At 59.9% G+C, this 23,780-nt stretch carries 22 protein-coding genes; 18 read left to right on the forward strand and 4 right to left on the reverse strand.

The genetic code is table 11. The features are described from left to right. Window position 1 precedes the first annotated feature (1 nt). From JI749_RS13320 to JI749_RS13345, 6 genes are read left to right on the forward strand one after another with little or no spacing between them, the layout of a single operon-like run. Window positions 2–1,441, forward strand: coding sequence for a hypothetical protein (locus tag JI749_RS13320; protein ID WP_201654733.1), 1,440 nt, complete (start codon window positions 2–4; stop codon window positions 1,439–1,441). Continuing rightward, window positions 1,438–2,055, forward strand: a complete 618-nt coding sequence (gene hisH / locus JI749_RS13325; protein WP_201654736.1) for an imidazole glycerol phosphate synthase subunit HisH — start codon at window positions 1,438–1,440, stop codon at window positions 2,053–2,055. Before JI749_RS13320 ends, hisH (JI749_RS13325) begins: the two co-directional genes overlap by 4 nt. Continuing rightward, window positions 2,055–2,810, forward strand: coding sequence for an AglZ/HisF2 family acetamidino modification protein (locus tag JI749_RS13330; RefSeq protein ID WP_201654739.1), 756 nt, complete (start codon window positions 2,055–2,057; stop codon window positions 2,808–2,810). Before hisH (JI749_RS13325) ends, JI749_RS13330 begins: the two co-directional genes overlap by 1 nt. After that, window positions 2,810–4,045: a hypothetical protein gene (locus tag JI749_RS13335; protein WP_201654742.1), complete on the forward strand. Its 1,236-nt coding sequence runs from the start codon at window positions 2,810–2,812 to the stop codon at window positions 4,043–4,045. The genes JI749_RS13330 and JI749_RS13335 overlap by 1 nt, the downstream gene beginning before the upstream one ends. Next, window positions 4,035–5,147: an N-acetyl sugar amidotransferase gene (locus JI749_RS13340; RefSeq protein WP_201654745.1), complete on the forward strand. Its 1,113-nt coding sequence runs from the start codon at window positions 4,035–4,037 to the stop codon at window positions 5,145–5,147. The genes JI749_RS13335 and JI749_RS13340 overlap by 11 nt, the downstream gene beginning before the upstream one ends. Before the next feature lie 24 nt (window positions 5,148–5,171). Next, a complete protein-coding gene (locus JI749_RS13345) occupies window positions 5,172–6,407 on the forward strand; it encodes a glycosyltransferase family 4 protein (RefSeq protein WP_233280758.1) in 1,236 nt (411 codons plus the stop codon). On the opposite strand, the gene JI749_RS13350 is transcribed toward JI749_RS13345, so the two are convergent. Genes JI749_RS13350 through JI749_RS13360 form a run of 3 tightly spaced genes read right to left on the reverse strand, consistent with a single transcriptional unit; the run spans window position 6,340 to window position 10,461 of the window. Beyond that, the gene (locus JI749_RS13350) at window positions 6,340–7,332 is read right to left on the reverse strand and encodes a phosphotransferase enzyme family protein (RefSeq protein ID WP_325166742.1); all 993 of its coding nucleotides are present in this window, start codon (window positions 7,330–7,332) and stop codon (window positions 6,340–6,342) included. The two genes, JI749_RS13345 and JI749_RS13350, sit on opposite strands and share 68 nt — an antisense overlap. Next, entirely contained in the window at window positions 7,310–8,365 is a 1,056-nt protein-coding gene (locus JI749_RS13355; RefSeq protein ID WP_201654754.1) for an N-acetylneuraminate synthase family protein, read from the reverse strand. Before JI749_RS13355 ends, JI749_RS13350 begins: the two co-directional genes overlap by 23 nt. Next, window positions 8,362–10,461 (reverse strand): class I SAM-dependent methyltransferase, encoded by a 2,100-nt coding sequence (locus tag JI749_RS13360; protein WP_201654758.1) that lies wholly within the window; start codon window positions 10,459–10,461, stop codon window positions 8,362–8,364. The genes JI749_RS13355 and JI749_RS13360 overlap by 4 nt, the downstream gene beginning before the upstream one ends. A gap of 131 nt (window positions 10,462–10,592) precedes the next feature. Here JI749_RS13360 and JI749_RS13365 point away from each other — a divergent pair, with 131 nt between their 5' ends. After that, window positions 10,593–11,690 carry a glycosyltransferase family protein gene (locus JI749_RS13365; RefSeq protein WP_201654761.1) on the forward strand — a complete coding sequence of 366 codons (1,098 nt, stop codon included), beginning with the start codon at window positions 10,593–10,595 and terminating at the stop codon, window positions 11,688–11,690. A 103-nt stretch (window positions 11,691–11,793) separates the two neighbouring features. On the opposite strand, the gene JI749_RS13370 is transcribed toward JI749_RS13365, so the two are convergent. Continuing rightward, the gene (locus tag JI749_RS13370) at window positions 11,794–12,621 is read right to left on the reverse strand and encodes a hypothetical protein (RefSeq protein ID WP_201654764.1); all 828 of its coding nucleotides are present in this window, start codon (window positions 12,619–12,621) and stop codon (window positions 11,794–11,796) included. A gap of 217 nt (window positions 12,622–12,838) precedes the next feature. On the opposite strand from JI749_RS13370, the gene JI749_RS13375 reads away from it, so the two are divergent. The 11 genes from JI749_RS13375 to JI749_RS13425 all read left to right on the forward strand — a co-directional run bounded on the left by JI749_RS13375 (window position 12,839) and on the right by JI749_RS13425 (window position 23,779). Continuing rightward, window positions 12,839–13,867 (forward strand): polysaccharide biosynthesis protein, encoded by a 1,029-nt coding sequence (locus JI749_RS13375; RefSeq protein ID WP_201662840.1) that lies wholly within the window; start codon window positions 12,839–12,841, stop codon window positions 13,865–13,867. After that, window positions 13,864–14,976, forward strand: coding sequence for a UDP-2-acetamido-2,6-beta-L-arabino-hexul-4-ose reductase (gene wbjC / locus JI749_RS13380; protein ID WP_201654767.1), 1,113 nt, complete (start codon window positions 13,864–13,866; stop codon window positions 14,974–14,976). The genes JI749_RS13375 and wbjC overlap by 4 nt, the downstream gene beginning before the upstream one ends. Next, window positions 14,976–16,109: a non-hydrolyzing UDP-N-acetylglucosamine 2-epimerase gene (gene wecB / locus JI749_RS13385; protein WP_201654770.1), complete on the forward strand. Its 1,134-nt coding sequence runs from the start codon at window positions 14,976–14,978 to the stop codon at window positions 16,107–16,109. Before wbjC ends, wecB begins: the two co-directional genes overlap by 1 nt. Beyond that, window positions 16,109–17,362 (forward strand): glycosyltransferase family 4 protein, encoded by a 1,254-nt coding sequence (locus JI749_RS13390; RefSeq protein ID WP_201654773.1) that lies wholly within the window; start codon window positions 16,109–16,111, stop codon window positions 17,360–17,362. Before wecB ends, JI749_RS13390 begins: the two co-directional genes overlap by 1 nt. Before the next feature lie 156 nt (window positions 17,363–17,518). Next, complete coding sequence (locus JI749_RS13395; protein ID WP_201654776.1) at window positions 17,519–18,835, forward strand: N-acetyl sugar amidotransferase; 1,317 nt, start codon at window positions 17,519–17,521, stop codon at window positions 18,833–18,835. Between the two features lie 53 nt (window positions 18,836–18,888). After that, window positions 18,889–19,650, forward strand: coding sequence for an imidazole glycerol phosphate synthase subunit HisF (gene hisF / locus JI749_RS13400; RefSeq protein ID WP_201654780.1), 762 nt, complete (start codon window positions 18,889–18,891; stop codon window positions 19,648–19,650). Then, window positions 19,647–20,300 (forward strand): imidazole glycerol phosphate synthase subunit HisH, encoded by a 654-nt coding sequence (gene hisH, locus JI749_RS13405; protein ID WP_201654783.1) that lies wholly within the window; start codon window positions 19,647–19,649, stop codon window positions 20,298–20,300. Before hisF ends, hisH (JI749_RS13405) begins: the two co-directional genes overlap by 4 nt. A 3-nt stretch (window positions 20,301–20,303) precedes the next feature. Next, complete coding sequence (locus tag JI749_RS13410; RefSeq protein ID WP_201654786.1) at window positions 20,304–21,005, forward strand: acylneuraminate cytidylyltransferase family protein; 702 nt, start codon at window positions 20,304–20,306, stop codon at window positions 21,003–21,005. Further along, entirely contained in the window at window positions 21,002–22,033 is a 1,032-nt protein-coding gene (neuB, locus tag JI749_RS13415; RefSeq protein ID WP_201654789.1) for an N-acetylneuraminate synthase, read from the forward strand. Before JI749_RS13410 ends, neuB begins: the two co-directional genes overlap by 4 nt. Next, window positions 22,030–23,169 carry a UDP-N-acetylglucosamine 2-epimerase gene (gene neuC, locus JI749_RS13420; RefSeq protein WP_201654792.1) on the forward strand — a complete coding sequence of 380 codons (1,140 nt, stop codon included), beginning with the start codon at window positions 22,030–22,032 and terminating at the stop codon, window positions 23,167–23,169. Before neuB ends, neuC begins: the two co-directional genes overlap by 4 nt. Further along, window positions 23,159–23,779 (forward strand): acetyltransferase, encoded by a 621-nt coding sequence (locus JI749_RS13425; protein ID WP_201654795.1) that lies wholly within the window; start codon window positions 23,159–23,161, stop codon window positions 23,777–23,779. Before neuC ends, JI749_RS13425 begins: the two co-directional genes overlap by 11 nt. The last annotated feature ends 1 nt before the right edge of the window (window position 23,780 follow it).

The raw sequence follows: 23,780 nt of genomic DNA on the forward strand, positions 1-23,780 counted from the left end.
TATGATGCAAAGCAAGGCGATCTACGCCGAGCCTGAGGTCGCGGAGATGATCCAGGACTTCGAGCAGCGCAGCGGCGCCTTTGCCATCCGCGAAGGCGGTGTATCGCTCTGGCGGCTGATGCGTTTCGAAGCGTCAGTGCAATTGCAGAATCTGGAGCTTCGCCGGGCCGCTATTCCCCGTTCGCAATTGATGCGATCGCTTCCACGTGCTGCCTGGCAATTCGCGTTCGCCAAGCGGGGCTTACGGTATATTGGCAAAACGTCAAATTCGGGCCTTCGAGACAAACGAAATGGCACCTACCGGGACATCTATTTCGATGATCTTGTCGACGCCGTCCCAGGGGGAGCCATGTTCTCCTCGCTCGATACAGCCGGCTTTGAAGAAGCTAGCCGCAATGCCCATCGACAGCCCGTGTTTGACGATACGGCAGTGGTCATAAGTAGTGCGGTACTCGGACGACTACTTGGGCGCCGCCCCCCCTCTCCCGCAAGCGCGCAACTGGCGGGCCTCATCGCCGACGGACTCGGTCTTTCCGAGTTTACTCCCGCGCGGGTACAGCAGAAGTACGATGTGTTTCGTTGGCGCGCAGCGATCTACAAAAAAGTCCTCAGACGATTTGGGGTGGGAATTGTGCTGGCTGCCAATACGGGTCTGCACTCTCTGATCGCGGCTGCCAGGTCGGTTGGAATACCGTATGTGGAAATCCAGCACGGGGATTTCGGCGAGCATCACCCCGAGTCACTGCCGACCTCGGCGCTCAAGACCGGACTTGAGGGTCTCCTGCTGCCGGACCGGCTCGCGGTTTTCGGCGAGCGCGACCTTGATCGGCTTTCCGGCACCGCCTTGGGCCAACTTGGACGCTTGCGCGCTGTTGGCGCGCCAGCCATTGCGAATGGCCGAGCGCTGCGGGAGAGCAATTTCCGGGCAGACCCTGCACTGCCGGTCATTACATTCACGTCGCAGGGCTTTGCCCTGGACCAGGTGGATCGGTTTATCACCGACTTCCTCGCCATCAGTCACGAACCCTTTCGCCTCATCATACGGCTTCACCCGGGCTATGAAGGTGATGGTGCGAACTATCGTTCGATCGCTGAAACCGATCCGCGGCTCATTGTGATGCCAGGCGACGCTGCGCCCGCCACGCATGAGGTCATAGCCTTGTCTGATTTGCACTTAAGCATATCTTCTACCTGTCACTACGACGCGCTTGGCATCGGGACCCCCACGCGGGTGCTCGGGCTGCCCGGACATGCGAGTATGGCCGAACTGGTGGACACGGGCATGGCGAAGCGCATCGATACTCCCGAGCAACTAGCCCTTGTGGTAAAGCAGCGCGATTGGGGCTCGGTGACTGCCGGGCAATCAAGCTACTTTTTCAAACCCGGCTACATCGACAACATGGTCGAACTGTTGGCTGAGTTGGATGTCGGGACGCAATGATCACGATCGTAGACTATGGAACAAGTAATCTCGGTTCGATGACCAACATGCTGCGCAAGATCGGTCAGGCGTCCCGGATTGCGTCAACACCTGATCAACTCGCAGATGCCAGCAAAATCATTCTGCCCGGGGTAGGCTCATTCGATGCCGGGATGCGAAAACTCGCGCAATCGGGCATGATTCCAATGCTCAATCGGAAGGTCGTCGAAGAGCGGGTTCCGACCCTAGGCGTTTGCCTTGGGATGCACCTCATGACGCGGGGCAGTGAGGAGGGCGACCTCCCGGGCCTAGGCTGGCTACCCGCGGAAACCGTCAGGTTCGACCAGGTGGCAGAGCCGACACTGCGGGTTCCGCACATGGGCTGGAACCAGGTCCACGCCGCCAAAAGCAGTGTGGTGACGGAAGCCATGCCCGAGGAGACCCGTTTCTACTTCGCCCATTCCTACTTTGTGCGGCCTGATGACCCATCCGATATTTTGTTCGAAGCGCAGTACGGGGCGTCTCGTTTCGCGGCGGCGCTGGCGAAGGGCAACATTGTCGCTGGCCAGTTCCATCCAGAAAAGAGCCACCGTTACGGCATGTGGCTGCTCAAAAATTTCGCGGAGCGGTTCTGATGCTCAAGACGCGCGTGATACCAACCTTGCTTCTGCGTGGAGAAGGACTGGTCAAAACCACAGGTTTCCGCAACCCGAAATACGTCGGCGATCCAATCAACGCGATCAAGATATTCAACGACAAGGAAGTCGATGAACTGATCCTGCTGGACATCAACGCGACAAACACATCCAAGGGGCCAGCCTTCGACACGCTAGAAGACATAGCCGGCGAGTGCTTCATGCCGGTGGCCTATGGCGGAGGGATCAGCAACGTCGAGCAGATCCGCCGCATTCTGGGCATCGGCATCGAAAAGGTGGTGATCAACTCCGCAGCTATCAAAAATCCAGATCTGATTGCAACGGCAGCGCGAGAATTCGGCAATCAAGCCGTTGTGGTGTCCATTGACGTCAAGAAGACACTGCTGGGCCGGTACGAGGTCCGCAGCCATTCCGGCAGCAAAGGCACTAGCTTGGATCCGGCAGCATGGGCCCGTCAGGTCCAGGATCTGGGTGCCGGGGAGATCATGCTGACCAGTATCGAACGGGATGGAACGATGCGCGGCTACGACATCGATCTTGTCCGCAAAGTTAGCGAAGCAACAAACGTCCCGCTGATTGCCGCCGGGGGCGCTGGCAAACTGGCCGATTTCGGCGCTGCTGTGGCAAACGGTGCAGATGCGGTCGCGGCTGGCGCAATGTTCGTATTCCATGGCCCTCACCGGGCCGTATTGATCACGTATCCGTCGCGCGTTGATCTGGAAGCGGTGTTGTAATGCCCTTCCGCTACATTGTCTTGTTCTGTTTTGCCGCACCGCTTGTCGGCATCATGCAGATGGAGGCTGGGAGTTACGGCGGCTCTGTATTGCAAAGTGGCCATCCTAACAGCGCTACATTGGCGTTTGGCTTGGGGATCGCGGCGTTTACTGCTTCCTTGATGCTGGCCCGAGCGTTGATTTCCTTCCGCTTTGACTGGCTCTCCCCTCGTCCTGCGCCAGTTCCTGACGACCGGATATGGATCCTGGCAACGCTGTCGCTGGCCGGCATGGCGCTTTTCACCATGTTTGTCGCGGGCGGAATCAATGTCATTTCCCGTACCATTGGCCGTGGCGATTTCCGTACCGAGTTGGGCGATGCCGGCGCCATCAGCTATTTGATCCTCAAATACTACTCCCCGGCGATCATGGCCTACTTGGCCCTCATCTACGCGCGGCGACCATGGTACGACGCAGCGATCCCGCTTGCCGTGCCGGCAATCATTGTTGCGCTCATTGCGTTGTCGTTCGGCTTCAAATCCGGGGTCGTGCTGGCATTCCTGCCTGCCGCGGTGGTTTATTTCTGGCGGGTGCCTGACTGGATGGTCATCCCTCTCGCCGCCCTAGCATTCTTGGGCATTTATGTTGGCTACAGCTTCTTTGATGGCCTCTCTGACCCGTCGACCATTCTTGACCGCTTGTTCTACCGATTGACGGTCCTCCAGGGCGACGTTGCATGGAAAATCTGGGACCTCCATGCACGCGGGGACGTGCTGCCCAGCTACATCGCTTCGCTACCAGCTATATTTGGGGACCGGGTTTTCACCCTGGTTACCGGTATTGACCGAACCATGGAACTCGATTGGGTCGCTACCCACTTCGGCCTACTCACCACATATCTGTCGGGATACCCCATCCACGTCATCATGGCCGGCCATAACAATACCGCCACAATCTTTTCGGAAGGCGTCCTGATCGGAGGACTGAGCGGCGTGATTGGCATTTTCGCTTTCGCGGGCGTTCTGACGGCGGCGCTTTACGACTTCATCCGGGTTTGCCTCCAGAGAAACCGTTATGTAGAAGCCTCGCTTGCCTCGAGCTACTTCGTTTTTGCCCTGATGGCCTGGCTATTGGGTGGCGGCATTACCGCAATCCTGCACATTTCGATTCTGGCCGGGCTCGTTACGGGCTACGTCCTGCTCAAGATCATTGAAGGGCGGCGCGGGGATACCGGCGCCGAAGTCTATGCAATATAAGACCTGTACGCGCTGCATCATGGACACCACCGATCCCGACATCGTCTTCGACGAGAATGGGGTCTGCAGCCATTGCCATCGCTACGATCGGGTGGCCGGGCAGCGTCTGGTGCCCCTCGACGAGCGCAAGGACAAGCTGGCGGCGCTTGTCGCAGAGATCAAAGCGTCCGGCCAAGGCAAGCCATATGACTGCGTGATCGGGGTCAGCGGCGGTGTCGACAGCACGTATGTCGCATACATCGTCAAGGAGCTTGACCTGCGTCCGCTAGCCATCCACCTCGACAATGGCTGGAATTCCGAACTGGCCGTCGCCAATATCCAGAAGACCCTAGAAAAGCTGGGTATCGACCTGCACACCCATGTGATCGACTGGATGGAGTTCCGCGACCTCCAGTTGTCGTTCCTCAAGGCGGCGACGCCGGACGGCGAAGTGCCAACCGACCACGCCATCTTCGCCCTGCTCTATGAGATGGCCGCCAAGCACAATCTCAAGCACGTCATCACCGGCACCAATGTGGTCTCGGAGGCGATACTTCCGGAGAAGTGGGGCTACGGCTATTTCGACTGGGCCTATGTAAAGGACGTACACAGACGCTTTGGCACGTCTCGGCTTGCCACCTATCCGCATTTCTCGCTGGCAAAGCTGGCATATTACATCTTCGTTCGGAAGATTCGCCTCGTCTCGATCCTCAACTTCATCGACTATGACAAGAAAGTCGCGATGGACGTCCTGCAGAATGAGCTGGGATGGGTCTATTACGGGGGCAAGCACTACGAGTCGATTTACACCCGCTTTTACCAAGCCTACCTGCTGCCGCGAAAGTTCGACATCGACAAGCGCAAGGCTCACTACTCCAACCTGGTCCTGTCCGGCCAGATGACGCGAGACCAAGCGCTCGCGGCCATGCAGGAGCCGGTCTATCCGGAAAAACTCCTGATCGAGGATCGGGACTATGTGACCAAGAAACTTGGGCTTAAGGGACCGGAGCTCGACGCGATCGTCGCTTCCCCCAACAAAACCTTCGAGGATTACAAGACCAGCCATGGGCTGTTCGAAACGGCGAAGCGGCTCGTCAATGCCACGCGCCGCTACATAGGCTGATTGTTGAAAGTCCTGTACATCCACATGATCGGCGCCTTCGGCGGCGCCTCACGCAGCTTGACCGAAGCAGTCGGCGCCTTCCCGCCAGGATCGGTGGACCCGTACTTCGTCACTGCGGCGGGCTCGGTGGAACCGTTTTTTGCGCGCCTCGGACCTGTCGAGACCGCTCGCGGGGTGAGCCAGTTCGACAATACGCGCTACAGCCACTATCGCGGCTTGCGCTGGCTGGTTGCCCTGCGCGAAGTCGCCTATCTGCCCGCTACCGTGCTCGCTCTGCTGCGCGCCAGAAGGCGGTGGGGCAAGGTTGACCTGATCCACGTCAATGAATTCACCGGCATTGTGCCGTGGTGGCTGGCCCGCCGCTTGTTTGGCGCGCCCGTAGTTGTGCATGTGCGGTCCGTTGCCCGCAACGACGCGCACTCGCTACGCACACGCTTCGTAACCTGGATGTTACGGAAGCGGGCAGAAGCCATTGTGGCGATTGACGAAACGGTGCGAGCCAGCCTACCCGCTGACCTGGCTGTCAGCGTGATCCACAATGCCTTTACGCCGCATCGCGTCGCCGTCGACGCGCCGCCACTGCCTGTTCCAAGCGGGCTCCGGTCCGGCTGGTTGCGTGTTGGTTTTGTCGGCAACCTGCTCAAGGTCAAGGGCATCCACGAACTCGTGGCCGCTGCCGCCATTGCGCGCGACCGTGGGCTCAACGTCGAATTCATCGTGGTGGGTGACGACGCTGCGCCGTCACGGGGCATAAAGGCCGGCCTGCTGCGGCAGCTTGGTTTGGGTCAAAACGCCAAGGAAGAGGTGTTGGCGGAGATAGAGCGGCTCAAGCTATCCGACCGCTTCCACATGCTGGGTTTCACTCAGCGAATCGCGGAGGCGTACGGCCTGATGGACGTGCTCTGCTTCCCCTCGCATTTCGATGCACCTGGCCGGCCCGTCTTCGAGGCGGCGTTTGGCGGCAAACCGGCAATTGTCTGCCTGTCCGATCCCAAGCCGGACACGCTAATTCACGGCGTTACCGGACTCGCAATTCCGGCCCGCGATCCTGTCGCGCTGGCCGATGCCATCGAGCGCCTCTGTCGCGACCCTGCCTTGGTACAGACGATGGGAGAGGCGGCCGCCGAAATGGCCCACCGCACTTTCGATCCACAAAGAAATGCAGCAGAACTGCTCGCGGTCTATCGCAGGGTCACGGCCGCAGACCGGCCTCGACAAGCATCTGTTGCCACATCTGCCAATTTGCCAACAGGCCGATGAACTTTTCATGCTCGGCCTGCCAACCTGGGTCGTCCCATCGAGGGTTGGCGTGAAGGATACCCAGGCTGAAGAGCAATCGGGCCGTAGCAATGCATTCCAGCTCGCCGGCCGATAGGTCCGCCAGGCCGCGACCGTAGCCGCCCAAAAAAGCCGCCGAAAGACGGGCACCGAGCGCCGGTGCGGCGCCGGCGAGACAGAAGCGCTCAAGCCCAATGGCGAGGTCGATCAGTGGCGAGCCGGTTGCGGCAATAGCATCATCGAAGTCGAGCACGGCCACTACCCCCTCGGGTCCCATCAGCACGTTTCCGCGATGATAGTCGTTGTGGATGAGTTGACTGCCTTGGTCCAACATATCGACAACCGCCTCCCACCGGGACAGAATGTCGGCGGCTTTTTCGCCCACCAATGGGTCTTGCGACGCGCAATTCCGTAGGCGCAGGATGACGGCGTGCCATTGCTCCGATATCTTTGCCGGTGCCACTGACGGGGCAATCGAGGACAGTGCTTCGTGTATGCCTCGCAGGGCGGCCCCAACCTGCCCCGCCTCGGACGTGCTGTCCTGTGCAAATCGCTCGGGGATGTAGGGATAGATCAGGCCCATCGCATCTTCTGTAATGTGCAGGGGTGCGCCGAGCATGGGCTGCACAGGGCACCCTGCCCCTTGCAGTTGCGTTACCAAAGCCTGGACAGCCTGGACATGCGAAAGGCGCTCCCGCGGTGAAACCTTTACGAAGAGTGCCTGCTCGCCTGTCACCCGATAATAGCCATACGGAGCCGCATGCGCCGTCCTGGCCCGATCTACAGCTCTGGCGCCCAGGTCCCGCCTGAGGGTATCTGCCACCTCGCCCGATATCGGTTCATAGTGCAGCGGCAACGGCCGGAGCGCTGGGTGCGCTGGAAGATCAACTGCCATCGTCGATGTCATCGGCCACAATCGGCTGTCCGGCGGTCAGAGGCCTTGCAAGTCGGCGCCCCTCGACGCTATCCCACATCTCGACCCCGAGGCCCGCGGCCGGAAAGCTAAAGCGAACCTTAGCGCGTGACAGCGCGGTACCCGTCGGCAAATCGGCGTTGGCGACCAGCCCCATCCGATCCGGCGGACGCGGTCGATCTGCGGGAAAGGACCGCTGGGAATCGCCCAGCGATTGATAGACCCGCTCAATACGCTGCAGCAGTTCAGGTAGCTGGGAGATCGGCAGCGCATGGGCCAGGTCGATGTCGCCGTGCGCGGCGTCAGCGCGAATGCCCTTCTCGAGCGCATGCGCCCCCAGCGCCACGGCCGTCAGTACGCTTTCAGTGCCCTGGTCGTGGTCGGACAGGCCGCACAACGTGGCATGGGTCTTCCCGAGAGCAGCCATCATGCGGAGGTTGAATGCTGAGACCGCGGCGGGGGGGCCAGGCGGGCTATGCTGGATTAGCATTTTTTCCGCACCCGCCGCACGGGCCCAGCCGACGGCGCGGGCAATCTCGTCCATGCTTGAGCGGCCGGTGTCAATAATCAGCGGCAGCCCAGTTGCTGACAGCGAGCGAATGAGCGGCGCATGCACAATGTTGCTGCTGGCCACCTTGACAGCATCGACCTGCATGTCGCGCGCAAATGCCAGCCCTTCGTCGTCATAGATGCTCATGACCAGGTCTAGTCCCGCGTCTCGCGCAGCAGTCATGATCACCTCAAGATCGCTGAGCCGAACAACATGACGCTCCAGCACAGCACGGTAGCTTTCTTGCACCATGCCGCGGCCGGGGACAAAATACTGCGTGTCCCCATGAGGTGCGGCAAGTGTCACGTCGTGGATTATGGCACCCTTGAGTACCGTGGCACCGGACGCCGCGATCCGAGCCACAAGGTCCAGAGCCAAGCCGAGATCTGCCTTGAAGTAGACGTCGATATCCGGGAAAAAAGCCGGAGGATGTCCCGGACCGACTGCAGTCCTGCCGATATTAAATGGTTGATTCAATTGTCCTCAGCCAATTCGATTTTGAGGCAGTGCATGGGCAGTTGCATGATGCCGTTGCGTAGCGTGCGCCTTCCCTCCCCCGCTGCCTCCGTCCAGGAGCGCACCGGGTCGGGCTGCGGAGCAAGATCGAATGGAAGTTCGAAGGGCAGGAATTCTGCACCAGCGACGCGGCGCTGCCCGGCCAGGAAAGCCCTCACGCTTTCCATTGACGCCATGTTGTAGCCGGGATGCCACGGGGCGTCCCACTGGGCCGGATAGCGCCAGTGAATGCGGGCATCCAGCGGAAATGGGTTGAACAGTCCGGTGACCAGGACGGTGCCACCTCCCTTTGCTACGCGAATGCACTCAGCAAGCGAGGTGCGGAAGTCTTCAAAGATGCTGTGTGTGCCGGTCATGAGCACAACCTCGAATTGCCCCGAAGTAAGGTCGCGCAGATCGTTGGCGTCACCCTGCACGACTGGCCGGCCACGTTCGCGGCCTTGCGCCACCAAGGCCGGATCAAATTCGATGCCCTGGAGTTCCGCTTGTGGAAAACGATCCGCCGCATAGGACAGAAAATCGCCGGCTGCTGCACCGACATCGAGCAGGCTTGCCGGCTGATCGTGCCGCCGCTCAATCTGGTCGCCCAACCAAACGAACATGTGCTTGGGCCGAGTGGGCTGGGCGTTTGGGGCGTAGACCGACGCTCGGCTATATCCGGTATCGCCGCGCACTGCCTTGTTGGGCCTGCCGGCTATCCAGCGGTCGACTTCCTTGAGGATGCGTTCGCCTGCGCGTCCATCGAGCACACCCCATTCCGCCCCCCTGGCGCGCTGCTGCGCCGCCAGGCGCGCGTAGGTGCCGTCTACGCTGGCCATGGCCAACAGAAGGCGCTCGACACCGTCCATTTCGCGCAGTTCGACAACACCGGCCACGCCCTCGTAGGTGGAAAGATCGAGCCGATACATATCGTAGTTGACGACAGGTTTGCCGCACGCGATCGCCCACCGGCTGGTGCTGGAAAATGACGTCAGCAGAACGTCATGTCGAGGAATGAGCTCAATGATCCACTGTTCGGAGATTGCAACACCTTGCGCAGCCCAAAGCGCACGATCCTCAGCGAGGGTCGCAGGATGAAGGCTGACCGTCACATCAGCGCGGCCGCCGCATTTTGCCGCTGCCACGAAGCGCCGGACCGTCTCAGCGTATGTGGCGAACTCGGCCAATTTCGCGTGGGTGTCGTGGCGGCTTGGCGGTGGCGCCAGTAATACGCTTAACCGCTCTGGTTCCATTGGGCGGCCATATGCCGCCGTCTGGGCCAACGCCGGCTGTGCGGCCAGCACCGACGCAACGGCGTCAGCGTAAAAACTGCCGGTCATTACCAGTTTTTCCGCCGGAACTCCCTCCCGGCGATAGATGCGCTCCATTGCCGGCGATTCAACAAGCAGCGCGTCAGCGGACCCACCGTGCACAACCCAGGGCTGCTCGATATCGAGTCCTACGGCCACTCGTGCGAGAATGACCTCGACCGGCATCAGGGTAGCATCGCCCTGCTCGATCGTCTTGATCCAGTTTCCAGCATAGCGCCTTAGGTTGGTGCCGGCTTCCGAAGTCGGCACCAAGTTGAGATTGCCCTCTCTGGCCCTGTCTCGGAGGGCATTGTCGTAGTCCCTGCTCTCGCCGATGCCGAATGGCATATCCAGCACGGGAATCCGCCGATCTTTTGCAGCCGCTATCAATGCCGCGCACCCTCCTGGTCCGTCTTCACAGACCAGCAACAAGCTCGCATCAGCCTCGTCTAGCATCAGCCGGGCCGCTTTGCGCTGGCCGGAGAACATGGCGCGATAGGAAAGTTCACCTTCGGTCGGCGTCCACGCGGTCAGCTCCGCCAGAGACACAGTTTCCGCATCGCTCAATTCGGTCCTGGCCACTCGCTCCACAAAGTCCGCGAACTGCATTCCGGCCGCCTCGGCTCCCGTCCGAATTGCGGCGCTGACGCCTGACAGCTCGCTGAAGTTGACCATCAAGACCTCGTGGCCCTGCCGCTGCATCGCGTTGGCAGCGAGTTGGAGAAGCGTGAGTTGTGAGATCGAGGAAGCAGCGAAAATGATCATCATGGTCCTGACGCCAGCGCCCTCGGTTCACTCATGTGCGGTTGAGGCAAGACAAGCTATGTCGTGAGCAACGGTTGCGCTTGCGCCGGCGGGAAACTATCGCCAGATTTGTCCAGCAACAACAAGGCCTTTCCTTGCCGAAAGTTCTCCTCTCCGCACGGGATGCCGCTGCAGCCCACCACATTGCCGAAATGGTCAGTCTTGCCGCCCAGCCGGGCTGGCAAGTGGTCGTTGTCGCACAGGCCCCGGCCCTGCTGATCCTGCAAGCGCTCGGCGTTGACTGCATCCCGGTACTGCTTCCGCCCGTTACTGTCGGAAGCGATGCCGAAGCCATGCTGCACCTTGCCAAAGGCCTCCTTGACGCAGAAAAGCCCGATATCATCGTCGCTGGCCTGTCGTCTCCGGGGGACGGCGGTATCGATGAAGCTCTGCTTGCCGTACGCAAGGTACCTGCGTTGCTTATGCAGGACTTCTGGGGCGAGCAGAACCGCTTTTTCGGTAGCGGAGCCGATGCCTTCCTGGCGTTGGACGAGTATGCTCGGACGGTCAATCAGGCCAAGCATGGTAAGTCCAGCTTCGTCGTCGGTTCGCCCCGGCATGCCAGGTTGGCGCGCCTGGACCTTGCCGCAGAACGCCGTAAGATACGGTCAAAACTAAATATTTCTGAGAACCAGTCGGTCTATGGTTGGTTCGGTCAGTCGCTACACCATATTCCTGGCTACCGAAAATCTCTTGCCGCCTGGATTGAAGCGATTGCCGATACCGGTTGCCAGCTAGTCTATAAGCCTCATCCTCGGGAGAGTGCCGCGGGGCAGCAGGCAACAGAGTCCCTGTTCGCCGCCGCTGGAGTAACCCAACGCACCTTGTCGGATTGGACAATTGAGTCTGCCCTTTTGGCTTGCGACGTTGCGACCAGTATTTTGTCGAACTGCCTATACGACGCAGCCTATTTGAACTATTTCTCCGCCACGCCTTTGATCGCTCCCGTTGCGTGGCTGACCGAGCAGGAAGTCCGGGCTGTCTTCGATGCAGTGACCAGCGTTCACGACCTTCCCTATCAAAGCGCAGGGATTGCTCATCTGGTTCAAGAACGGGCCGACATGAACAGGGTCCGCTCAGCCGCGTTGCCCGAAACGCGCAGGCAACTCTGGCAGGCAGCGCGCGCCAATTTGACTGATCCCAGAGAGGCGGGCGACCGCGTGGCGGCAGCAATACTGGCAACCCTCAATTAGGTTCGTCCTGCGCAGATTGCCACTGCAGGCACGTCCAGGGCTTCGCAATCGGTGGAGCAAGACTTCTGGTGCTCTGGCGAAGTGGAGACCGGCGTGCCGAGTGTCAGGAGCGCCGCCACTTTAACGCCTGGCGAAGCCGTAGCAGCTTTTGTGATCCCGAAGAAGTGCGGGCGGCGCGACGCACTGCTTCGCGGCCGAAGGCAAAGCACAGCACCAGAAAAACGGCGATTCCTACGCTCGCTACGATAACTGCCCGTAGGCTTCGCTCTAGGGCGGAGGTCGGCAAGCTGGGGGGCGTAACGACGATATCGCTGCTTCCTTTGAGCTTGAGCTCCACGTCCAGTAGTTCATTTTCACGCTTTGCTTGCTGATCCAGCAACATAGCGACCGACCGCGCATATGCGTCGCTCTCGGAACGGGGAATGGTGCCTTGTGCCTCAGCAACGAGACGCGAGCTGATGAGGTCGAGGTCGTCTATAGCCTTTAGTATGCGCGCCTTGGAACGCTGGAGTAGTTCCGTCTGCGCCGCGTCAGGTGCAGTCTCAGCTTTGAAAGCTTGGATCACCCCGTCGAGGCCGGTCTGTGCCGCCGCCGGAGAGCCTGCGCGGAATGACACGAGGTATGAGGCGGAAAGGGAGTCCTCCCCCGCGTTCATGTGGCTTAGATCCAACGACCACATTGCCCTGTCAACGCCGGTCCGCTCTAGAAAATCGGGGGCAGAAAATCTGGCCAACTGCACCGGATCCAATACTACGACCGCCTGCGACTCGTAGACTTTTGGTTGTATCTGGTAGTATCCAAAGCCAATCGCCGCCGCCAGAATACAAGCGACAACCAACTCCTTCCAAACTTCCGCTACAACGACAATGGCGTCCAGCAGGCCGAAGTATTCATCGGCCCGCAGGGTCTCTGGTCTGCTATCGTTGCTCAAGGTGACCTCCAAGGGCCTGATAGTCATGGCTTCGTAGACAGGATGCGTTCGTTGCACCGTTAGCTTGATCCGCTTCTGCGGTACAGGGCGGTTGCGCATTTGAACCGACATTTGATCCGCAGTGGTCAATCCGGGTTTTCATGGTAATGGAGCCGTGCCTCGCCGGTGCGGGGCGTAATGTTCCAAACGTCCAGCGGGACTCAGCATGGTGACCAACATCTTCCACGACTCGTGCCTGATGGTTACGGGCGGTACGGGCTCATTCGGGGATGCGGTCCTTCGTCGTTTCCTTGCTTCCTCGATCCGGGAGATTCGCGTCTTCAGTCGGGACGAGAAGAAGCAGGACGACATGCGCAAGCGTTATGCGAGCGATAAACTCAAATTCTATCTTGGCGACGTCCGCGACCCGCAAAGCCTTATCGCCGCGACACGTGGCGTGGATTATATTTTCCATGCCGCAGCACTCAAGCAGGTGCCCTCCTGCGAGTTTCACCCAATGGAGGCCGTAAAGACAAATGTCCTGGGTACCGAAAACGTGCTCGAAGCGGCTATCGCCAATGGGGTAAAGCGCGTTGTCTGCCTATCCACTGACAAAGCTGTCTATCCGATCAATGCCATGGGCATCTCGAAGGCCCTGATGGAAAAGGTGATGGTGGCCAAGTCTCGCGAACTAGGCGGCGGTCAAACCATTCTCTGTGGAACGCGCTACGGCAATGTCATGGCCTCGCGGGGTTCGGTCATCCCCCTGTTTGCCCAGCAGATCGGAATGGGGAGGCCGATTACCATCACCGACCCCGAAATGACGCGCTTCATGATGACCCTGGACGACGCCGTCGAACTGGTAATGTACGCCTTCACCAATGGTCAGAACGGCGACATCTTCGTTCAGAAGGCGCCAGCAGCGACTATCAGCACGCTGGCAGCATCCATGCTGCAATTGCTTGGCCTTCCCGATCATCCCATAGAAGTCATCGGCACGCGCCACGGCGAAAAGCTCTTCGAAACCCTGTTGAGCCGGGAGGAAATGGCCAGTGCCCTGGATCTTGGCGGATATTATCGAATTCCACCCGACCTGCGGGATCTTAACTACGCAAAATATGTCGAACTGGGCGAAGCCCGTATCAACCAGGTCACCGAATACAACTCGCACAATACGCATCGCCTTGATGTCGCACAGATGACCGACCTGCTGAGGCGGCTCGACTACATGCAGGAAAGCATGGCAGGGGGCGGAGCAAACTCATGACGATTGTTGCGGTTACCGGTGCAAGCGGCTTTATCGGGCGCAATCTAGTTTTGCGGCTGCGGGAGTTGAACCACACCGTCGTCAGCATTCCGCATACGGCTGACAGTGCCGCCTTAGGCGCGGCGCTTGCACAAGCGGAGGTAGTGTTCCATCTCGCGGGGGTAAACCGGCCCGAAACCACCGATGAATTCGAAACCGGTAACGTCGGCATGACGGAGCGGCTGGTTGCCGCAATGCGCCAGCTCCCTTCCCCGCCATCGGTGGTATATGCCTCTTCGATCCAGGCCGCGGCGGATAACCCTTACGGTCGGTCGAAGCAGGCTGCCGAGGCATCGATTGCGAATTACGCGCAAGGTGCTGACGTCTCGAGCTGGATCTTTCGCCTGCCCAACGTCTTCGGCAAATGGTGTCGCCCGAACTACAATTCGGTTGTTGCCACTTTTTGCCACAACGTTTCGCGCGGCCTGCCACTGACCATCAATGATCCCGCGGCCGCGCTCAAGCTGGTCTATATCGACGATGTCGTGGAGCAGTTTGCCACCATTGCGGCCGCGCCGTCGGATCGCTCAATTTCCTCGGATGTATCCCCGGTCTATGAGACTACCGTTGGCGAACTGGCCAAACAGCTGGAACAGTTCCGTGACAGCCGCATCAATCTGGTGACGGGCGCCGTTGGCACCGGCTTCCTGCGCGCCTTGCACGCGACCTATGTCAGCTATCTCGACCCGGCCAACTTCGCCTATCCGCTCAAGGCACACACGGATCCTCGCGGGATGTTCGTGGAGATGTTGCGGACACCCGATAGCGGCCAGTTCTCATTCTTCACCGCGCATCCAGGCATCACGCGCGGTGGACACTATCACCACAGCAAGACCGAGAAATTCCTCGTGGTGCAGGGTCGCGCCCGCTTCGGCTTCCGCAACGTGCTTACCGATGAGGTCTTTACCGTCGAAACCTCGGGCGAAACGCCAACGGTGGTCGAAACGGTGCCCGGCTGGTCCCACGACATTACCAATATCGGCGATGACATGATGCTCGTCATGTTGTGGGCCAACGAGCTGTTCGATCCGCAGCGCCCCGATACCATTGCGGCCAAGGTACTACCCTGATGGAAAAGCTTCGCGTCGTCACCGTGGTGGGAACCCGCCCCGAGATCATCCGGCTGTCTCGTGTCATCGCGCGCCTGGATCAGTATTGCGAGCACATTCTGGTCCATACCGGGCAGAACTACGACTATGAACTCAACGGTATCTTCTTTGCCGACCTGGGTATTCGGCAGCCCGATATCTTCCTTGAAGCTGCCGGGGGCAGCGCGGCCGAGACCATTGGGAAGATCATCATCGCCTTCGACAAGGTACTGGCAGAAAAGCAGCCGGATGCGCTTCTGGTGTTAGGCGATACCAATAGCTGCCTGGCCGCGATTCCCGCCAAGCGCCGCAAAGTGCCCATTTTCCACATGGAGGCGGGGAACCGATGCTTTGACCAACGTGTGCCCGAGGAAACCAATCGGCGCATCGTCGACCACACGGCTGACATCAACCTCACCTATTCCGACATAGCCCGGGAATATCTGCTGCGCGAAGGCCTGCCACCAGACCGGATCATCAAGACCGGCTCGCCGATGCTGGAGGTGATCAGCCACTATCGTTCGGCCATTGACTCTTCGCGCGTTCTCGAGACGCTGGGGCTGAAACCATTGAACTATGTCGTAGTCAGCGCGCATCGAGAAGAAAACATCGACTCCGAAATCAACTTCAGCAAGCTGTACAACGTCCTCAACGGCATTGCCGCCCAGTGGAACACACCCGTCATTGTTTCAACGCATCCAAGGACACAAAAGCGCATCGATGCTGCGGGCATCAGTTTCGATCCCAGGGTCCAGTTGCTGAAGCCCCTCGGCTTTACGGACTATGTGAACCTGCAAATGAACGCCCGCGTGGTGCTGTCCGACAGCGGCACCATTACCGAGGAGTCCTCGATCCTCAACTTTCCGGCGATAAATATCCGCGAGGCGCATGAGCGCCCCGAGGGCATGGAGGAAGCTTCGGTCATGATGACGGGGCTCGACCTCGAACGCATCCTGCAGGCGATGAACATCTTGGGCGACCAGGGCCGTGGTGAGCACCGAACACTGCGCGCGGTCGCCGACTATTCCATGCCGCAGGTATCCGAGAAGGTCGTACGGATCATCCATAGCTACCGCGACTATGTTATGCGGACGGTCTGGCGGCAGACCATCTGATGAGACTGCTCGTCGTCAGCCAGTATTTCTGGCCCGAGAATTTTCGCATCAATGACCTGGTTGCAGAACTGGTGCGCCGCGGGCACCAGGTGACCGTCCTTACGGGAGAGCCAAACTACCCGCAGGGCGAGATCTTTGCAGAGTATGCCCGAGACAAAGCTGCGTTTGATGCCTACGAAGGCGCCGAGGTGATCCGCGTGCCGCTTCGACCACGGCACAAGGGCAATTTGAATCTGGCGCTGAACTACATCAGCTTCGTCGTGTCCGCGGCAATCCGGGGGCCATGGGTGCTCCGTGGCAGGCGGTTCGATGCGATGTTCGTCTATCAGCCGTCGCCGGTCACGGTCGGCCTGCCGGCGATGTTGCTCAAGGCCATCAAGCGGGTACCCATGGCCTTCTGGGTGCTTGATCTCTGGCCGCAATCTCTCTCTGCGGTTGGGGTGACGCGCTCCCCGGCCATCCTCGGGGCGGTGGAAGCACTCGTACGGCTCATCTATCGAAGCGTTGACCTCATCCTGGTCCAGTCACGCAGTTTTGTGGTGGAGATCGCTCGGCAGGCTGGGGGAAGCGAGAAGATCGGCTACTTCCCGAGTTGGTCGGACGATCGCGCCCCCGTCGACGACGCTGAGCCGGCCCCCGAGGTAGCGGCGGCAGATGGCGTGTTTTCCATTATGTTTACCGGCAATGTTGGCGACGCACAGGACTTCCCTGCCATTCTGGATACCGCGCACCTGTTGCGGCATGAGCCAGTGCGTTGGCTTATCGTGGGAGACGGTCGCCGCTCGGACTGGCTGGCGGCAGAGGTTGCCCGTCGCGAGTTGGGCAAGCAGGTGCTCCTGCTCGGCCGGCACCCACTGGAGCGTATGCCCTCTTTCTTGAAGCATGCTGATGCTGCTCTCGTGGCTCTGCGGCCTGAGCCGGCCTTTGCCATGACCATACCAGGCAAGGTGCAAACCTATCTTGCTGCCGGAAAGCCCATCTTGGCCATGATCGACGGGGAAGGCGCGGAGGTCGTCCGTCTGGCCGAGGCTGGGCTTACGGCCCCTGCCGGCGATGCAGCGGCATTCGCCGCTGCTGTGCGCCAAATGATGGCGATGCCGCCTGTGCAACGCCTGGCAATGGGGCGCCGCGGCAGCGAATATGCGCGGCGTGAATTCGATCGAGATTCCGTGGTCAGCCGATTGGAGAATTGGCTGGAAGACTTAGTTGTTCGGCAAAGAACTAGTCCCCCTGCCAATCGCCCCACCAGATAGGACAGGAAGGCACTTGGCGTAATTTTCGCCTTCCTGCCCGGGACGAATTATGTTTAACGATGGCACGGATTTATTGCGGCGCCCGCGATTTCTAGATAACGCACCCTACGTTTTCCCGCTGGCGGCCGGCTAGCCATACTGAAGAAGGAAGCTTGAATGGAACGGATCCCGTCGCCGCGCGGAGTGGACAAGAGTCAGTTTTCGGCAGATCTGGCCGATCCGGGCACGATGTACGGCCTCCCCCAGGAAGTGGTGTTCTGCAAGCGTTGCGTGATCTCCAACCAGCGCCCGAACTCGGCTGTCGAATACCAGCACACCAAAGCTTCCAAGAAGAAGACCATTCACTTCGACGAGGAAGGCATCTGCGACGCCTGCCGCTTTGCTGAGCGCAAGAACCAGGTGATCGATTGGGAAGAGCGTGAGCGTGCCCTGATCGAGGTCTGCAACCAGCATCGCAGCACCGATGGCAGCTATGACTGCATTGTCCCCGGCTCCGGCGGCAAGGACAGCTTCTATGCATCGCATATCCTGCGCACCAAGTATGGTATGCACCCCCTGACGGTCACCTGGGCGCCCCACATCTACACCGAATGGGGTTGGAAGAACTTCCAGAGCTGGATCCATGCCGGCCACGACAACATGTTGATGACGCCCAATGGCCGCGCCCACCGGCTGCTGACCCGCCTCGCCGTCGATCTGCTGTTCCATCCCTTCCAGGCCTTCATGTTCGGCCAGAAGTCGCTGGCACCCAAGATGGCCCTGCTGCACAAGATTCCCTTGGTCTTCTACGGCGAGAACGAAGCCGAATATGGCAATCCGATCGCCGACACCGAAACGGCCAAGCGTGACTGGTCCTACTTCACGGCAGCGGATCAGTCCAAGGTGCATCTGGGCGGCGTTTCGGTGACCGACCTCAAGAGCCAGTTTGGTCTCGTCCACCAGGACCTGCTACCCTATCTGCCGGCCGATCCTAACCAGATTGAGGAACAGAAGGTCGAAGTCCACTACCTCGGTTACTATCTCAAGTGGCATCCGCAGAGTGCCTACTACTACGCGGTGGAACATGGTGGGTTTATCCCGTCCCCCGAGCGCACTCCTGGCACCTACTCCAAGTATAACAGCATCGACGACCGCATCGATGACTTCCATTACTACACGACCGGCACCAAGTTCGGTCTGGGACGAGCCAGCTACGACGCGGCGCAGGAAATCCGTTCTGGCGACATCGACCGCGATGAGGGTGTGGCCCTGGTCAAGCGCTTCGACCATGAGTTCCCCGAGCGCTTCGCCGATGAGATCTTCCGCTACCTGAGCATCCCGGAAAATGAGTTCCCCGAGGCGAACAAGATGTTCGAGGAACCGATCATGGACCGTGATTACTTCACGCGGCTGACAGACACGTTCCGCTCACCGCATCTCTGGAAGTGGCAAGACGACAAGTGGCAGCTGCGCCACGCCGTCTGGAATCAGTAAGCCACCCCTAGGGCCTGCCGCCAGCCGGCGGCAAGGCCCAGAAGTGAGGTCGAATGAGCAATCTGCGCATAATTCCGCGTCTGGACATCAAGGGCAAGAACCTGATCAAGGGCGTCCAGCTCGAGGGTCTGCGCGTCATGGGCGACCCCAACGACTTCGCCCTGCGCTACTATGAGGCTGGGGCCGACGAATTGGTGTTCATGGATATCGTTGCCAGCCTTTACGGCCGCAACAATCTTTCCGACATCATCTCGCGAGCCGCCGACCAGGTGTTCATTCCGATCACCGTGGGCGGCGGCATCCGCTCGACCGACGATGCGCGCCACATCCTGCGCTCGGGTGCCGACAAGGTGGCGATCAACACGGCGGCCGTGAGCCGTCCCGAACTGATCACCGAAATTGCGCACCATTTCGGTTCGCAAGCCATGGTTCTGTCGATCGAGGCAAAGCTGGTTGCCCCAGGTCGATGGGAGGTCTTCACTGACAACGGTCGGGAACGAACCGGGCTCGATGTGCTCGAATGGGCGGTCAAGGGTGTCACGCTGGGTGCTGGCGAAATCCTGCTGACCTCTGTTGACCGTGAGGGTACACGGAAAGGCTTCGATGTTGACCTGGTCCGCAAGGTCAGCGACGCAGTCACTGTGCCGGTGATCGCCAGTGGCGGCATGGGCACGCTGGATCACTTTGTCGACGCTGCCGCAAAGGGACGCGCTGACGCCGTCTCCATGGCGCATGTTCTCCACTACAAGACCCTGACTCTTGGCGACATACGCGCGCGCGCCCTTGCCGAAGGCTTGGGAGTAAGGCAGATATGACCACCTCCCGCAGTGTCACCCTGCTCGACTACGGCATGTGCAACATGCTCAATGTCGCACGCGCCTTTGAGCGGGCTGGTGCCGACCTCAAGGTTACCGAAGATCCGCGCGATGCTGCGACGGCCGAGCGTTTGGTTGTGCCGGGTGTGGGCGCCTTTGGCGACAGCATGATCGAAGTGACGCGTCGCGGTCATGGCGATGCCATCCGCGCATTTGCCGAAACGGGGCGGCCGCTCCTGGGCATCTGCGTCGGCATGCAGATCCTGTTCGAAGGCAGCGAAGAGTTCGGCGATAGCCCAGGCCTGGGTGTCATTGCAGGCCGCGTCATGGCGGTGCCACCAAGGACGACGGCAGGCATTTCCCAACGCGTTCCCCACATCGGCTGGAACGAACTGCTCCTCCCCCCGTCCCGCAACACGTGGGACGGCACGATGATGCAGTCACAGGCGTCCGGGCCGCCGGCAGTCTATTTCGTGCATTCGTTCGTTCCGCACCCAACAGACCCCACGGACCGACTCGCAGATTTTGACTACGGCGGGCATCGCCTCTGCGCAGCGATCAAACGGGACAATATTACAGCAACGCAGTTCCATCCCGAACGCAGCGGTGAGGTGGGGCTGGCCTTGCTGGCGAGCTTTGTCGGCTCCTGAGGTATGAGGACGCTTGCAGTCATACCGGCCCGGGGTGGCTCCAAGCGGTTGCCCGGCAAGAACATCAGGCCATTCCTGGGTGTCCCGCTGATCGCCTGGTCCATAAGGTTTGCCTTGGGCTATGCGGGCTTTGACCGCGTGGTTGTTTCTACGGATGCGCCCGACATTGCCGCGGTGGCAGCGGCCGAAGGAATCGAGGTTCCGCGGTTACGACCACCGCATCTTGCGTCCGATACGGCAGCAACCATCGACGCTGTGCTGGATGTCATCGACCATGAGGCGGCCCAAGGTCGCCAATTTGACACCGTAGCGTTGCTGCAGCCAACCTCTCCAATTCGCTTGGCGTCGCGGTGGGACGCTGCCCGCGATTTGCTAGGTGATAGTGAGATCGACGCCGTAGTGGGAGTTGCGCCAGCCCGGACGCATCCCTTTCACACATTCTCGCTGGGCGACCGAGGCCAATTAACATCAATGCATAGTGCTGATTTGCTCAAACTGCGCGGTCAGGACTTACCTGCGGCCGTTTCGGTAGCCGGTAACCTCTACCTGGCGCGAACTGCTGCCCTACACGAGCAACGAACCTTCTTTCCCTCGCGGATCGCGGGTGTATTGTGCGACCAGCCTTTCGAAGCTGCCGACATCGACGACGAGCTCGATTGGCTCATCGCCGAAACCATCGCCACCAAATACGGGATCACACCGTGAGCACCTTCATTATTGCCGAAGCTGGGGTCAACCATGATGGCGACAGCGAGCAAGCCATGCGGCTCGTTGAGGTTGCAGCGCAAAGTGGCGCCGACGCCGTCAAATTCCAGACCTTCTCAGCCGACAAGCTCACTCGCAAGGGTGCGGAAAAAGCAGAATACCAGAAGAAGATGACGGGGGACGGCGATCAGCATGCCATGCTGGCCAAGCTCGAAATGTCCCACGAGCTTCATGAGGCACTGGTCCGGCGCAGCGCGGAACTGGGCATCGAGTTCATGTCGACGGCATTCGACGAAGATGCGCTGGATTTCCTGGTTTCCATGGGAATCCGCCGGATCAAGGTACCCTCGGGCGAGATCACTAACTTGCCCTTCCTTGCCCACATGGCATCGAAGAACCTTCCCATGATCGTCTCCACCGGCATGGCAGATATGGGAGAGGTCAAGCAGGCGGTGGCCGCCATAGCTGCGGAGCGCAGCCGAAACGGATTTTCAGCTCCGCTCGAAGAAATCGTCACCATTCTTCATTGCACGTCCAACTATCCGGCCGCCGCTAGCGATGTGAACCTGCGGGCTATGCTGAGCATGGCGGAGGAAATCGGAATGCCCATCGGGTATTCGGATCATACGCTGGGGATCGCAATCTCCACCGCAGCGGTCGCAATGGGTGCCACGGTTATCGAGAAGCACTTTACTCTGGACAAGACCTTGCCCGGCCCGGACCATGCGGCATCCCTCGAACCCGATGAGCTCAAGGCGCTGATAAAGGCCATTCGCGACGTGGAGTCGGCGCGGGGTGACGGAATCAAGGCGCCGACCGCTTCCGAATTGCCCGTGCGCGCCCTCGTCCGTCGCAGCGTCACCACCCTCCGCGACATCGCCGCCGGCGCGTCGATCGGACCTGAGGATGTTGCCCTCCTACGCCCGGGCACAGGCATACCACCTGCCGAGTTCCAGAACGTGTTAGGCAAGCGCGCCCGTCACCCCATCGCTGCCGGACAGACCGTGCAGTGGACTGATCTGCAGTGACGCCAGTCCGTCACATCCTCTATGTCACCGGGACCCGCGCTGACTTTGGCCTCATGCAGTCCACGCTGAAACGCCTTGAGGCCGACCCTCGCCTGTCAGTCAGCGTCCTGGTGACCGGCATGCACCTCGATCCGGCCTACGGGCTGACTGTGGGCGAGATCGAGAAGGCCGGGCTGACGATTGCGGCGCGGGTCGGAATCGAGGCGGGCACGCCTACCGGAGCGCTGATGGGCGCCAATGTCGGTCGGATGCTCACCGGATTTGTACCGGTCCTCCAAGCGGAAGCTCCAGACGTGGTTTTGCTGCTGGGCGATCGCGGCGAGATGCTAGCGGGTGCGATTGCGGCGATCCACCTCAACATCCCCGTTGCGCATATTCACGGCGGCGAGCGTTCGGGAACGGTGGACGAGCCGGTCAGGCATGCTATTTCCAAGCTCTCCAGCCTGCATCTCGTTGCTACCCAGGATAGCCGCAAGCGGCTTATCTCGATGGGCGAGGCCGAAGCAGATATCCACGTTGTCGGCGCACCAGGGCTGGACGGATTGGATAAACTGCCATGTCGCAATCGGCAGGCACTGGTGGCGGACTATGGCCTTGATCCGGAGCGAGCATTGGGCCTCTTGGTCTACCATCCGGTCTTGCAAGAAGCGTCAGCTGCGGGCGCGCATGTCGCATCCATTGTCGATGCCCTGTTGGCCGCTGATGTTCAAGTCGTCGCTCTCAAGCCAAACTCGGATGCCGGCAGTGCCGGCGTGCGTGACAGGCTTGAAACCCTGGCCTCGGCAGGAAAATTACAGCTTTTCACCCACTTGCCTCGCCCTACTTTTGTCGAGTTCATGGCCGCCGCCGATCTGATGGTCGGCAATTCGAGCAGTGGGATCATCGAAGCAGCAACTTTTGGCACCCCGGTCATAAACATCGGCTCCCGCCAGAACTTGCGGGAGCGCAACGCGAACATAATCGATGTAGGGGTCGATCAGGAGGGTATTGCTGCCGCGATCGGTGCTGCCCTGGCCCAACGCAGATATCCCGCCAACAACGTGTATGGCGATGGCCGTGCCGGGGAGCGCATCGCCGAGGTTTTGGCCACTGCGGACCTGGCGCGGCTTTCCGCGGGAAAAACCAATGCATATTGAGAGCATTCGCCTCGTTGGTTCAGGTGGCCATGCGCTGGTTGTGCTCGACAGCCTGGCCGCTCTAGGCGTACCTACCGAGGCGATTGCTGTTTTCGATCAGAACGATGCGCGTGTTGGCCACCAGATTGGTGAGCATAAGGTACAGGCTTTTGACCCTGCAAACTTTTCCGGCAGGGCAGTCCATATCTGTATAGGCGACAACAAAGCGCGCGAACGTGTTTCCTCTGAAATTGCAAAGCTTGGCTGCAACCTTCAAACAATAATCCACCCACGCGCCATTGTTTCGGCGAGAGCGGTTATTGGAGAAGGTACATTTGTGGCCGCCGGTGCAATTGTGTCTGCGCAAGCTGTGACAGGCAAAAGCTGTATAATTAATCATGCTTCTGTTGTTGATCATGAGTGCATATTGTCCGATTTTGTGCATATTGCGCCGGGGGCAACACTGGGGGGCGCCGTTTCGGTCGGGCATCGCAGCTTGATTGGTGCGGGCGCCAATATTTTGCCCCGTGTGGCCATTGCTCCCGATGTCACGATTGGCGCAGGGGCAGTGCTTATTAAGAACGTTACCGAATCCGCAGTTTACGTAGGCGTGCCTGCGAAAAAGGTCTGAA

This window comes from Devosia oryziradicis (genome assembly GCF_016698645.1).
Taxonomy (GTDB): Bacteria; Pseudomonadota; Alphaproteobacteria; order Rhizobiales; family Devosiaceae; genus Devosia; species Devosia oryziradicis.